Annotated in this window: 15 protein-coding genes and 1 pseudogene; 14 read left to right on the top strand and 2 right to left on the bottom strand. The window is 42.7% G+C overall.

What is annotated here, in order from left to right:
• From VJL_RS20330 to VJL_RS20280, 11 genes are all read left to right on the top strand, one after another.
• Positions 1-224: AMP-binding enzyme (locus VJL_RS20330; protein ID WP_038880895.1), on the top strand; the 224-nt coding region annotated here is incomplete at its 5' end.
• A 343-nt stretch (positions 225-567) separates the two neighbouring features.
• Positions 568-765, top strand: coding sequence for a hypothetical protein (locus VJL_RS20325; protein WP_038880983.1), 198 nt, complete (start codon positions 568-570; stop codon positions 763-765).
• Between the two features lie 14 nt (positions 766-779).
• Positions 780-971, top strand: coding sequence for a hypothetical protein (locus VJL_RS20320; protein ID WP_038880980.1), 192 nt, complete (start codon positions 780-782; stop codon positions 969-971).
• A gap of 346 nt (positions 972-1,317) precedes the next feature.
• Positions 1,318-2,667 carry a tyrosine-type recombinase/integrase gene (locus tag VJL_RS20315; protein ID WP_038880977.1) on the top strand — a complete coding sequence of 450 codons (1,350 nt, stop codon included), beginning with the start codon at positions 1,318-1,320 and terminating at the stop codon, positions 2,665-2,667.
• A gap of 247 nt (positions 2,668-2,914) precedes the next feature.
• Positions 2,915-3,148 carry a hypothetical protein gene (locus VJL_RS20310; RefSeq protein WP_038880974.1) on the top strand — a complete coding sequence of 78 codons (234 nt, stop codon included), beginning with the start codon at positions 2,915-2,917 and terminating at the stop codon, positions 3,146-3,148.
• Positions 3,148-5,526 carry a bifunctional DNA primase/polymerase gene (locus tag VJL_RS20305; RefSeq protein ID WP_038880970.1) on the top strand — a complete coding sequence of 793 codons (2,379 nt, stop codon included), beginning with the start codon at positions 3,148-3,150 and terminating at the stop codon, positions 5,524-5,526. The genes VJL_RS20310 and VJL_RS20305 overlap by 1 nt, the downstream gene beginning before the upstream one ends.
• Positions 5,527-5,702: 176 nt before the next feature.
• Positions 5,703-6,032, top strand: coding sequence for a hypothetical protein (locus VJL_RS20295; protein ID WP_038880965.1), 330 nt, complete (start codon positions 5,703-5,705; stop codon positions 6,030-6,032).
• 75 nt (positions 6,033-6,107) lie between these two features.
• On the top strand, positions 6,108-6,782 hold the full coding sequence (locus tag VJL_RS20290; RefSeq protein ID WP_038880963.1) for a hypothetical protein: 675 nt from the start codon (positions 6,108-6,110) through the stop codon (positions 6,780-6,782).
• 148 nt (positions 6,783-6,930) lie between these two features.
• Positions 6,931-7,080, top strand: a complete 150-nt coding sequence (locus VJL_RS29695; RefSeq protein WP_173400284.1) for a hypothetical protein — start codon at positions 6,931-6,933, stop codon at positions 7,078-7,080.
• Between the two features lie 83 nt (positions 7,081-7,163).
• Positions 7,164-7,535 carry a hypothetical protein gene (locus tag VJL_RS20285; RefSeq protein ID WP_038880961.1) on the top strand — a complete coding sequence of 124 codons (372 nt, stop codon included), beginning with the start codon at positions 7,164-7,166 and terminating at the stop codon, positions 7,533-7,535.
• Positions 7,536-7,755: 220 nt separating this feature from the next.
• A complete protein-coding gene (locus tag VJL_RS20280) occupies positions 7,756-9,543 on the top strand; it encodes an ATP-dependent nuclease (RefSeq protein WP_038880959.1) in 1,788 nt (595 codons plus the stop codon).
• A 47-nt stretch (positions 9,544-9,590) separates the two neighbouring features.
• Here VJL_RS20280 and VJL_RS29155 read toward each other — a convergent pair whose 3' ends face one another.
• Together VJL_RS29155 and VJL_RS30030 are read right to left on the bottom strand one after the other, a co-directional pair.
• Entirely contained in the window at positions 9,591-10,148 is a 558-nt protein-coding gene (locus VJL_RS29155; RefSeq protein WP_050568878.1) for a hypothetical protein, read from the bottom strand.
• Positions 10,141-10,752 carry a hypothetical protein gene (locus VJL_RS30030; RefSeq protein ID WP_227741150.1) on the bottom strand — a complete coding sequence of 204 codons (612 nt, stop codon included), beginning with the start codon at positions 10,750-10,752 and terminating at the stop codon, positions 10,141-10,143. Before VJL_RS30030 ends, VJL_RS29155 begins: the two co-directional genes overlap by 8 nt.
• 252 nt (positions 10,753-11,004) lie before the next feature.
• On the opposite strand from VJL_RS30030, the gene VJL_RS20265 reads away from it, so the two are divergent.
• The 3 genes and pseudogenes from VJL_RS20265 to VJL_RS20255 all read left to right on the top strand — a co-directional run.
• A complete protein-coding gene (locus tag VJL_RS20265) occupies positions 11,005-11,325 on the top strand; it encodes an MGMT family protein (RefSeq protein ID WP_038880957.1) in 321 nt (106 codons plus the stop codon).
• A gap of 579 nt (positions 11,326-11,904) precedes the next feature.
• The gene (locus tag VJL_RS27565) at positions 11,905-12,579 is read left to right on the top strand and encodes a hypothetical protein (protein ID WP_050568877.1); all 675 of its coding nucleotides are present in this window, start codon (positions 11,905-11,907) and stop codon (positions 12,577-12,579) included.
• Positions 12,580-12,946: 367 nt separating this feature from the next.
• Positions 12,947-13,385: pseudogene (locus tag VJL_RS20255) on the top strand (AMP-binding protein); the annotation flags it as partial.

Below are 13,385 nucleotides of genomic sequence, written 5' to 3'. Positions count from 1 at the left end.
TAACGCTAGAAGGTGAGTTGGTGGGTAAAGTACGCAACGAGATTGGCGCTGTGGCTTGCTTTAAACATGCGCTGGTTGTTGACCGTTTGCCAAAGACCCGCTCAGGTAAAATTTTGCGAAGAACCATTCGTCAAATAGCCGATGGCGAGCAATACGTGGTGCCATCAACCATTGATGACCCATCCAGTCTAGGCGAAATCGAACGAGTGCTTAAACGTGGCTAGCTAAGTACGAGTACTGCATGAACTCAGTATCGACTATGGATATAGATAAGAATTAAGGACGTCCCTTGGGATGTCCTTTTTCTTTCCGTGTTGTCCTTATTAAAAGCACTAAATGATGAATCCTTCCAATTTTAAAGGCTTGAACAAGCAAGATTTCACGACCAGCCCATAGATGAACCACCATTGACAAAATATGGTATCGCATGTTGTAATTTCTATCGTATCTCGTTGATTTATAATAATTTATATTTATTTTTATCGTGCGAGATAGACATGGAGTTAAGCTGTGGTTTAACCGGTGTGGTTAATGTTTGTTCACCTGAAAGCTGATAGGAAATGAAGCATGAGTGTTAAGCAAAAAGTGTTATTAGCGTTCATATGCTATTTATCTATAGGAGTATTTGTATCAATTAAATATGCGGGATTGGAGGTTGAACATTTAACTGACCCAGCAGTTTGGATATTGATCTTAGCTGCTCCATTTGAAATGGTTGTTATTCTAATCAAAGCGTTCTTTTCTGCTTTAGCTGCCACGTTTTAGACGGAGGGAAGGTAATGATGAATAAGTTGAGAGACAAGTGGTATTTGTATCTTTGGTTGTTATCTCCTTTGATTTTGGGCGGTATTCATGGCTCCGGCATTTTTCCGACAACTTCTATTATCGCATTTCTGTGGTGTGTTATCGGTGCTGTCGCTGCCATTTCGTACAGCAGAGGTTATCGCGATGCTAAGTCTGAAGATGAATAGGCATATCCATGTAATGAATGCTCTGATTTCACTCTTTAGAATAATCTCTGGTTATAAGCGTCGACTCAGTGTCGACATTGTTATTTTATCTCAATTTTTACTGATAAAACTGTTATCAGTTGGGCGTCTATAACTTTTTATTCTTTGCCATAGCGAATCTTGATGGTGATAGTGTGGTCGCCCGTTAAGCAGATGATATTCATGATTGATAAGTTGAGGAAACCTTATGGTGAGCAATACAAGAAGTGTAGTTAGGACTTTATAGCGATATCTATGCGTCGACGTCGACACATATCAGAATGACAAGAAACCGCCCTCAATTGGGCGTTTTTTATGGGAGTAATTTATGGCAAACCTTACCAAAGCATTTATTGCAGGTCTTTCTCGTAGAAAATCAAAATACACAGTCAGTGACACCGGAACAGGCTCCGTCTCTGGTCTTAGGATAGTGGTTCAACCCTCTGGTAAGAAAACTTGGGCGGTTTATTACGACACAGGTAAAACATTATTAAACGGACGTAAACAGAAAGCGTCCGTTTCTCTAGGCTCTTTGGATTCGATGTCGCTAGAGGTTGCGAGAAAGAAAGCGAGAGAAGTGGTCGAGAAAACATCTGGAGCAACATCGTTTCAGAAAAGAAACGCAGTTGAAGCGTTTGAGGCTGAAAGAAGAGAAAGAGATTACGTAAAACCGAAAGTAAAGGAGCTGTTTGAAGTTTACATCGATGACCGAGTCAATCAAGGCACTAGCTCAGTAAACCAAATACGCAACTATCTTCTGCGGAGAATGCCCATTCACTTGCTAAGGATGGAAGCTAGAGAAGTAAAAATGTCTGACGTTGAAGACGCTTTAGATAATGGCTTTAAAACTGACAGTAGTTGGAATATGGCTCTTGTATTCGTGAAGGCTGCTTTTGGCTTCGTTAGAGGGACGGCAAGGATGCGTGAGCACTTTGGTTTACCTGAATACAATCCAATCTCTGACATTCGAAAAAAACGCGTAAAAATCAAAACTGGGTATATACCAACACTCGAAGACTTAGCCCAGCTCTGGGTTGAATGTGAGAATTGGATGACACCAAACAGCGCAAACTTATGCCGTGCAATTATTGCAGGGTGTGGCTCAAGACCTGCAGAGATTCAACTCAGGAAGTGGGATGACTTAGTAACTATAAATCATGAGGGTAGCCATGTAACTCTACTGATGATGCCAGAAACCAAAATGGATAAACCACACAGCCTTGTCGTAAATGATTTGATGTGGGAGTGCTTAAAACAAGCTGACCAAATAAGGCAGTACACCAGTAGTCATCAAAAAGAGTGGATATTCCCATCCTACAGCCCTTACTTGGCCGAATATGCGAATACATCTGGTATTGGCAATAGCATACGTCGAGCAAGAGAGGTTGGGGCTATTACCAACCCAGTAACTTTGAAGCATGTACGTCATTCTTTCTCAACCATCATGGGAGACAATGGAGTCAAAGCCGATGTTATAGCTCGTTGTCAGAATCACAGTCTTGGTAGCCAAGTGAATGAGCGTCACTACGGACGATCAGTTTTCATTGCTGAAAAGTTAGCTGGTTCTTTGGCGTGGGAGCGAATGCTTGAGAAAGCGATTGAGGAATACAAAGCCCAAAAAGAGACGGCCTCTAACTATCAAGGTGAATCAATAAAGCTGAAGCTTGTGGCTGCTTGATGACATTTTTATATGTGACGAGTGTCACACGATCGATATGTCACATTGGGTCGTATGATGTAACACAAATTGTGTGACAGCGTCACGCATGTTATAATGGGGGTCTGATATGGCGGGGTATGCCATATCAGAACAGAATACCAAAACCCTCTGTACGTTTTAGTAGTCCGATTTCGCTCAGGACTCATCATTTGTCGTACAGAGGGTTTTTTTATACCTAGAGGAAATTTGAAAGGAGAGCATTGCCATGAGCATTGACCACTTAGATCACAAAGCCCAACCCCGAGTGAATCGTGAATGGTATGAAAAAACCAAAGAAATTACTGAAAACAAAGGAACGTGCGCATCAGAAGCCATGCGCAAAGGAGCTGAGCTCATCACTGCTTCTTTAGATATTGGAATTGTTCCCGAATGTCACCTTGGTGTCGACTTAGATGGAAAAATAGTTCTAACACCTATGAACTCTAGGGAGAGCAACTAATGGCGTTTGGAGGGAAGGTTGAAGCTATCGATTTTGAGAAACTATCAAAAGTTTCGAAATTAACTGACCAAGCAGAGCGTATCTATCAAGCGGCTTTAGTCTATATAGAGGCAGGTTATTACGTGCTGCCTGTAGATCCCAACAAGCACGAAGGTAAGAGTCTACCTTCGTGCGCAATGGGTGTTAGCTATGCACAAGCAGCGAAGTCGCAAGCGACGATTGAACGTTGGTTTGGGTTAGGAGGCAAGTTTCGTGGGTTCAATTTGGGCTTGGCTTGTGGAAAGCATGGAGGCATCTTTGCGCTAGACGTCGATGTTGAAGACAAGAAAGGTAATAAAGGGTTCGTCGCTTTAGAAATGCTAGAGCAAGAACACGGTAAGTTACCTGAAACTCAAATTCAGCATACGGCATCAGGTGGTACGCACTACATTTTTCAATGGACGGATGGCGCGAAGTCATCGACGAGTAAGTTAGCTAAAGCAATAGACACAAGAGGTGGAGAGGAGAATGTTTGCAAGTCGCATATCGTGGTTTATCCGTCGATAGTTAAGAATGGTGAATATGAAATGCTTCCGACAGTGGTTGCACCTGCAGAAATCCCCTCGTGGGTTTTAGAGTCGCTGGCAAAACCAAGCTCTGAGAAAAAACGTTTGGGGCGTGGTTCTGAGGAAATGAGCGAAGAAGATATCGAGAATAAATATACACCTCGTCAGATTAAGAAGATGCTCGATTTCATCGACCCTGACGACCTTGAATATGACGAGTGGCTCATTGTTCTACAAGCGGTGCATAGCCAATACCCCAATAGCATTGGATTCGAATTAGCGGATAGATGGAGCCAACGCGGTGACCGTTATGAACAGGGCGAAGTTGAAGTTCGGTGGAAATCGTTTGACGAGGCAGGTGAAATCCGTGTGGGTTCGCTCATCCACTTCGCACAAAAAGGCGGATTCAATCCTAAGAATGAACCCAAGGGTGCTGACGCACCGTCACAAGAAGCTGAAGACATTGTAGCCGAGTACAACAAGAAGTACGCAATGGTTCTCCACGGTGGCAAAGTCAGAATAATGGTTGAGACTCCAACTGATGATCCGTTCAAAGAGCCTTACTCTCTCATCACTAGAGCAGACTTCATTAGCCTCACAGAACATGACGTTGTTTTGATCGCTGATGCAAACGGGAACTCTAAACGAGTGCAAAAGAACAAGATATGGCGTGATAGCCCAGATAAGCGAATCTATGAAGGTGGACTAGTGTTTGAACCTGGCAAAGGGCAGGAGGTAGGCAATGCCCTAAACATGTGGACGGGATGGCAGTATCAAGCGATTGAAGGTGATTGGTCCTTATTCAAAAAGCACATCTTCAAAGTCTGTGGAGGCAATGAATCATACGGCAACTGGATGTTAGATTGGATGGCTGACGCAATCCAAGAACCTATGAACCCAAAGGGCTGTGCTGTCATTTTAAAAGGTGTAGAAGGCGCTGGTAAGGGAACTATCTTCAATATCTTTGGTGAGCTGTTTGGACGTTACTTCAAGCATTTAGTTCAGCAAGAACAGCTAATCGGTAAGTTCAACGGTCACATGGGGGAAGCGCTATTCATCTTCGCGGACGAGGTGACGTACGGTGGCAACAAGAAGGTCGCTGGTACGCTGAAAGGCCTAGTCACCGAGAAACACTTGATGGTCGAGCGCAAAGGGATAGATGCAGTCAGATATAGAAACTGTATGAGGTTAGGCATAGCCTCCAATGAAAGTTGGTTTATTCCGGCAGGCCCTCAATCTCGACGATGGTTCGTATTAGAGGTGCCCTCTGATATTGCATCAAATTCTGACTACTTTGACCCGATATACAGGCAAATGGAGGACGAAGGTGGTTATGAAGCAATGATGTTTGAACTAATGAATCGTGACATTACAAGTAATCTTAAAGTCGCCCCAGAAACAGAAATTTTGCACGATCAGCGCATGCGTTTAGCTACAGCGGATTGCCCTGTAACTGCATATTGGATTCATGTTGTAGAGACTGGCAAGTGGAACGTTGACTTGAATGTTGGAAAAGACCGCGTATCGAGAAGCAGTGTTGTTAAAGATGCTATGAATTGGATGAATGATAGCTCGCGAGTATTTAATAAACGAGTACCGACAAGTGAAAACTTGTTTTGGAGTGACACATACAAGGTCGTAGCTAAAGAATTGGTTAAGCCTAGCTGCTGGATGGGCAAGAATACAAAAGCTTTTAGACTTCCAACAGTGGAGCAACTGGCGAGTTCAATCATTAAATGCACTGGCATTGGCGATTTAGATTGCGCTGATGACTGGGACTTTGTTGATGATGGTTTAGGGAATGAAAATGTGCAGACGTCAGACACAAATTGAACGGATGAGTGACGAGGATTTCGCTCGGATCGTCGCTGAGCCGGATTACATCACTAAGGGTGACCTTTGGTTCCCTGAAAAACTTGAAGCCAAGAAAGTGAAACGACATTTGAAGAGAGTACAGCAGCAAACAAGTTTTAAGAAGAATGAAATCGAACAAGTAAGAGAGGTAAGTCATGGGAAAATCAAAACAGTCACTTAGCGAAGTATTAGAACAATTATTGTTAGAACAAGTAGATGCTGAGGTTGCAGAACCGACAGGATATGTTAGTCCCCGTGATCCAAAGGATCATGTGTCTCTGGGAAGAATGAAGGAGCGTCTTAGTCGTGAAGGTATAGATGCACGTAAAGGAGTTCCTTCAGGGCTTCAATATGAATTGGCTTGCCGTGCTGTGCATTTGAACAATGAGCGTCGAACACAAAAGCAGACAGTAGAAGCAGCGCTTAAAAGACAACAAAAGATAAAGGATGCCGAGAATGACTTCATTCTGAGTTCTGACAAATAGCTGCTTTTAACTAATAACCAAAACAACAAGGTCGCATAAGCGGCTTTTTTATTACCTAAACGAAAGGATAAACACATGTATCAGGCTCTTAATAAGCAACGCCAGCTTAACGATATGCGCGAACGCCATGAAAATATAAAGGACTTATTAAAAGTGACACCACAAAGCTCAGAGCTCTATAAAGGCTTACATGTTGAAGCCATGGAGATCAATCGCTTGCTACCATTGATCGAAAAGCATGTTAGTGATGTTAGTGCGTCTTCAGAACAGCAGGAGAAGGAGGTTTTAGAGGCTTTAGCGAATGAAGAAAAGGTGAAAGAGAAGACTTCCAAACTATTAATGACTTTAATCCAAAAACGCAATCAATTAGTAGCAGACAAGGCAAAAATCGAATCAGAAAGCGCCCGTCTTGAATTCGAATTAGCGAATTCAATAGGAGACCCAGAGACGCAAGCAGAAATCAAAGCAAGTCTAGCAAAACAAGAAGCCAAAATGACACGTTTAAATCAGGTGAAGGAAGCTCTGGATTACAACCAAGCCAATGCAAAACTGATCTCCGAGGGTGATGTACAGTTTCGTGTAGTTGATCCACAAGCTATGGCGGACATCGCTATGCGGAAGCGTGGTGTCGATGCTGCAGAGCAAGGCACAATCGCACACGAGCAAGCCGAGCAGATGCTTCGTGACGAGCAGGATAAGGCGGAGCGTGAATTCTTTGCTGAGGTCGGTGCTTATGTCAAAGAATCCTAAAGTTTATGGTGGGCTAGGCCTACAGTCGAAATTAAGGAATCGTCGTAATCGAAAAGCACTAGATGAAATCAATCAAAAGAACAAGCTGCGCTAGGTCGACAAATACGAAAATACCACAAAAAGCTCAAACCAGAGGGGACACACCAACATGACTAAACAAGAAATCATATTCACATTGGACATAAAGTACCAAATTGCCCAAGAGCATGAAGATTTTGAGCAAGAAGTACCAGAGCTTCTATTACAAGAAATCGATGAACTTGAACAAAAGTTCCTACGAAGAATAAAGGGCGCATAAGCGTCCTTATTTATTTAATAAGCCAAAGAGGCTGTATTTTGCAGCTTCTATCGAATGTTTGTTTTTTTGCATGGAGATAAAGAATGAAAGATCATGCGAATTGTACACCTTATGAATTTAAGTTGATGGTACATGCTCAACTTGAGTTAGCCGCAAACCATCGAATGATGAACGCTTGTGAGGATTACTTTCGTTTAGTATTGGAGGCTGTGAATGAGACTATAGAGTCTTATAAGGAGATGATTCACCAGTTAGAAATCAGGCTGGATAAAGTTACCGGGTATTTGAAGTCAGCTACGAGACCAAGAAATAGCCTGAAAATTAATGGTCTAATCATGCTTGATGATACAGCTTGCGAATGGTTGAAGGATAGTCGTAAAAAGCTGATCGAACTCGAAACTCACCTTAAATGTTATGAAGATGTTCATGAGGCTTTAATGTCCTTTGGTATTTAACTTTGTCTTAAAGCGAAGTCATAACATATGGCTTCGCCTAATACCTAGACATATTAGCGACTGCTTACTGAGAGAAATCCGTGATAAGTGATAGAAAAAATCATTTAAGGTAATGGATTATGTCGCATGCCGTCCCATCTTTGAATTTATATGCTTGCAGTAGCAATGTAACTTGTGGTCTATGTATGCTAATCGTATATGGCAACATAAGGAACTATAGATGTATCTACATACTTTGAGCATAAAAGGTTACAAGCGACTGGTAGATGTAAAAGTAGACTTTAATGAAGCTACTTTTCTCATTGGGCAAAATAACAGTGGTAAGAGCTCACTACTGAAAGCTATTGAATACTTGCTTTCGGGTAAACAAATGCCGGTTGAGGATTTCCATTCTGTCCGAAACGAAGAAGGGGAATGTGAGCGAGCTGTAGAAGAAGTTGAGATGATTGCGGAGTTTCGGGATGTTAGCCAAGATTCTCGAACTTGGAGAGGCTTTGCTGGTCGAACATTCAGTTACGATGTTGAAGATGGCTCAGAAGAAACTGGAATATCAATCATTTATCGAAAGATTTGGACACCCGGGAAAGCCCCTGTTCAGTATCTAAAAGCGTTTGCTCGTGAGCTTAAGGAAGAGTATCGAGGGTTGAAAACGATAGAGTCATTTATTGAAGCTGGGATTAGTGAAGAGCTACTTATCGAAGCGTTTGATAAAGCTGAAGGCAATATCACAGCCAAAAATAAAGAGCGACTGGATTACATCGACGAACTCTGGAACATAACAGAGCGAGAAGAGTTTTTTAAGAATCCAGGAGGCATTCCTGGAAATGTTTTGTCGAGATTGCCAAGGTACTTGCCGATCCCTGCGGAGTCAGGTGAGGGAGAATTATCAAAAGCTTCTGGCACACTTCAAAAAACTCTTAAAGAGTTGTTTAAAGATGTACGCGATAATTCAGTTCATTATGCACACGCGCAGAATTACCTTAACAGCCTTGCTGCTGAGCTTGATCCGACAGATGAAAACTCGGATTTTGGTCAACTACTGACCCAATTAAACACTGTGATGTCATCTCTATTTCCAGAGTCTTCGGTTCATGTTTCTGCAGACTTAAGTAATCCTGATGATGTGCTAGTACCTCAATTTGATATTGAACTGGAAAGTAATGTTAGGACACCAATTAGTCATCAGGGCACAGGTGTGATCCGTTCAGCGGTGTTTAGCTTGCTACGATTTAGAAAGATGTGGGAGGAGCAACGAGACAACAATAATGGAAGGGGGTTAATAATCGGTTTTGAAGAGCCAGAAATCTTCTTGCACCCTTCGGCTGCTAATCAAATGCGAGCTACCATCTATGACTTGGTTGGTCGCCATAGTCAAATATTGGCGTCTACCCACTCTCCTTACATGATAGATCTATCGCGTAAGCCAAAACAAAATTTAATTAGATTTACGAAAACACCATCTGGTAGTGAGATTATCAACTTCTCAGTGTCTAGAGCATTTCAAGAGCTTCAAGGGAATGATCAAACTTACTTGAAAATGTTGTTAAAGCTCGATGACTATGTATCGCGTGCTTTCTTTAGCGAGAGAACAATATTAGTTGAAGGGGATACTGAGGATATAGTTATTCGGGAAACTACGGCTAGGCTTTCTGCTGAGCAACGAGATTATGTTAGAAGTTCTTGTGAGGTAATAAAAGGTAGAGGAAAACCAGTTCTAATATCACTGATTAAATATCTCAAGGCAGTGGGCATAACCCCAGTAGTTATGCATGACTCAGATGAAGGAACGGCGGGAGCAGAGCTTCATAATGAACATATAAGAGCAGCGCTAGATTGTGACGAAAACCTGTTCGTGCTCAGCAATTGTATGGAAGATGTATTGAACTATGATGCACCTAGTAGAGAGAAACCATATCGTGCATTCAGAGAAACTATGACGTGGGGTAATGACTTTGATGACGTCCCGGCTGATTGGCGAAGTATATACACTCAGTTAATGGGGCTTTAGGTCTCTATTGGCTCTAGTATCCACTAGAGCCAATTCTTAATAAATTACTAAAGAATGTTTATCTCTTTCCAATTCTTCGGAACTCCAGCCCGCACCAAAAATTTTCTGAACAGTTCTTCCTTATTGGCTTCAATCCAATGGATGCGTGTCCGATCTGTGCTTCCCAAGACTTGTAAGGAATGACCAAATACCTCATAAGTCGGTGCTTTAGCGATCTCTTTTATGAGCCATGTATCAAGATAGTTAGGTGGCATGTGAGGATATTTTTGTGCTCTTTTCAGCAAGTGATAATGGTCATCACAGTTATCCATGTCCCACTTCATTAGTACGGGAAGAGGAGGTGTCTGTTTCGGTATCCCCTTTGGTCCACTCTTGGATTCTAGATACTCCCCGAGTTTACCGGATATTCGTTCTTTTACATCGCTTGCTTTTACCTCATGAACGAAACCGCTCGGGTGTATAGGGTATGCATTCAACTCTGAATCAACCGCATACCAGTTATTGTTTATGATGGTTAAGTGACGTTTGAGTAGTTCGTCCTCTAGTCCGATGTATTGGTCGGGGTATTGAACTGGAAGAGGGCGTGTCATGAATGGGTTAATCATTCTTGATTTCCTTGTATTCGACTGTTTCAACAGAATCCAAGGGAGCATTGTCTTCTTCCTTAAACTGACTCAAAAAGCTATTACCATCGATATTGACAGTTCCGCTACTAATCACATTGAAAACCGGACGTGGGTTAAGGGTGTCTGAGTTAAATCCATGGGATTTTTCTAAATCTTGCAGAATACCTCTTACGGCAGTTAAGTTTGTTTCTTGCCCTTCAACTTGCATTCCGTTCCTGTCTATTTGATAGATTTCCTCGTCTCCCATAGCCATGTGTAGTGCTCTTACGCGTTGGGCTTTTATCCACGCTTTGTCGATGATGTCATGTTGGCAATAAATGTCTCTCATACGAATCATTGCAGCATGTACCAAGGGGTGTTGAATTATTTCTTGGACTTCGATTTTTTTGAGTCCATGTTTTTTTGCAACCTTCGGTAAGCTTGGTTCTAGTGCCCAGTCTTTAGCAATTAAAAAGGCTTTGGCAGTTAAATCTGGGAAGTTTTCGTCTTTTTGGCGTTCGATGAAGTCATGCATAGATAGGTTGCGATTTTTAGCTAGTATCGGCAGCGAATCCAAGGATTTTCGTAGTTCGGTAATATTCATACTTTCAGCCCATTCTCAGCCCTTTAAAAACAAAACCCTCCAAAGGGGGCTGAATCCAAAGGAGGGCGTTTCAAGCGTTGTTTTATAAGGCCGCTGTGCATGTGGTCGTGACCTCAGACCCATTGGATCATGGCTCTCTATATCTCGTCAATTATCGTTACACACTGTGGAACTTTGGATATACGAATCTGCATAGTGTTGATTTACATGTTGTAATCGCAGCTGTTGGATTACACGCAACGGGGAAAGAGTATGACGAAAACAAATTGGCAAGAGATTCTTCATTTATTACAACAGTCAGTGCCTGAAGGCACGATCACTACGTATGGTGATTTATCTTTGAAGTTCTACGGACACAAAGTCGGCGGGCAAGCGATTGGTACAATGCTGGGAACGGCTGTTGAGAGAGATTCAAGAAATGTTCGGTTTACCAACAGAGTGATAAGAAATGATGGTCAACTTATCAAGCATAATGGACAAGCATCTCAACTTATCAAAGAAGGTATTCCATTGAAGGACGGGAGAGTTGACCTGTCAAAAGCCAATAGAGCGGAACTTGGTGGCTGCGTTTAAATCGTTTTCGTGTATATGTGTGTCGACGACTACACATATACACATCTCCTTGGTGTTTATTTCTCTGTTGAGCAATGGTGTCTGTGGGTGTCGTTTTATATTGAGAGAGCTGTGTAACCTCGCGACTTTGTCGGGTCCCTTCGCTTTTTTTCGGGTGTGTATATATACCCCATATATATTTTTGAACAGATTTTCCCAGTACGAAGCTGCATGTCAAAGTGTTAAAAGCCGCAAATATCCCCTATATACCCAGCTATAGGAACAACTTATGGCTCAATCGTGGGCGATAGATTTCTGTATCATTTCTTGTTGCCATGCCATATCTAGTTACTATCGCATGATGTCCCAAAACCAAGGTCTTTGGACGTATTAGCTATAGAGCGTACATCCTGTGGGATGTCATTAAGTCATGAGAGCGTGACAAATTTCACAGGCTTAAAATCTTACAATCTTCTGAAATTGTGTCCGAATTTTTCTTCATGTTTTCCTTTTCTAAGCGAGGCTCGTGCTAGTGGCTCCGAGCCTTCATGAGCGCGGCGAATCTTAATTGACATCGAATGACTGATATAAGGAAGATATATGAAAAGCATGACTCACAAAGTGACATCAGGACTCAAATCCGGCTTGCATGTTCGCATCTTGAAACATGGTGCATGGGTTTTGGTTCAAGATAATTATGGCGTTGAACATAAGGTTAGAAACAAGCAATTAGCGCCTTTGACGGCAGAGTTCATAGATATAGCTCCTGAGAATGATGACATCGGACTAAATTATGATGACGTTCTCCGAAGCTCGGGGGCAGCGCTCTCTAGTGATGACGTATCTGTGGTCCCAGCGATATCGACAGGCATATCCGAGAGTCTCGGAGATGCATCGTCGTGGATGCCCGACATCGACTATGACCCATCAGATGCGAATGAAGTTCTACGTGCATTAGATGAAGAACAAGAAATGAAAAACATGTCTAGCGAATTTCAAATTAGAAGAGCCAAGTATAAAGAGACAGATGGATGTGGCGATGAGCTTCAAATGTTGTTGAAAGGCTTCTCTCCAATGGATGTTATTGCTATTGCTGAAAAATTGTTGGATATGAATTCCGGTGATTTACTTAGACGATATTCCCATTTGAACAATGGACAAAAGCGTATGAATGCTGGGAATAGAATTAGGTCTCTTATCAAGAAGGGGCAAAAGACAGTGGAAGATGTTCATGCTGCAATAGAAGCTATATGCTTTGGCGACGAGAGCGAGTAGTTGCATCGTGCAACAGTGGGCAAAACCCAAGGGAGTGCGGTCTATCGCCCACCATCCGTCGCCCACTATATATCTATCGAACCGAAAGAACGACCGTCTAGGGGGTAGGTGGTATCCCCTCTTTCTACTCTATCTATATAGTGGGGGTGGTGGGGGTAGAGGGAGCCCCCGAACGACGGAGCACGAGTCCGCCACCATGTAGCATTCAAAACGGTGGGTATAGTGGGTGGCGCGTACAAACCAAATGCCTATAAGTCACAAAGCGCTAGGTAAACTCCCCCTTGGATTCTGCCGCAACTCATAGGCAGATGTCCCTAAAAATGTCCTGAAGATAATTATGTCTGTCGATGCCTTGCTTTGACTAGATCATGCGCTATCGATGAAATATTCGATGACGTCGATTTATAACATTCCTCAAGATGGTGTGTTCTGGGCTGCATCGGATGTAGGATGGGTCGTTGGTCATTCTTATATTGTGTACGCACCGTTGATTCATGGCTGTACGACAATTCTATTCGAAGGCAAACCGGTAAGAACACCAGATCCGGGTGCATTCTGGCGTGTTTGTGATGAATACAAAGCGGATGTGCTTTTCTCCGCGCCAACCGCTTTCCGTGCAATTAAGAAAGAAGACCCAGAAGGCGAGTTCATTAAGCAATACGACTTGTCGAATCTTGATTCTATTTTCATGGCAGGTGAACGTCTTGACCCACCAACGCTAGAATGGGTCGAAAGCAAAGCAGATAAGCCGGTCATTGACCACTGGTGGCAAACCGAGACTGGATGGGCTATCGCGGGCAATCCGA

The organism is Vibrio jasicida CAIM 1864 = LMG 25398, from assembly GCF_000400365.1.
GTDB lineage: Bacteria > Pseudomonadota > Gammaproteobacteria > Enterobacterales > Vibrionaceae > Vibrio > Vibrio jasicida.
This window is presented reverse-complemented; position numbering and strand designations above follow the sequence as displayed.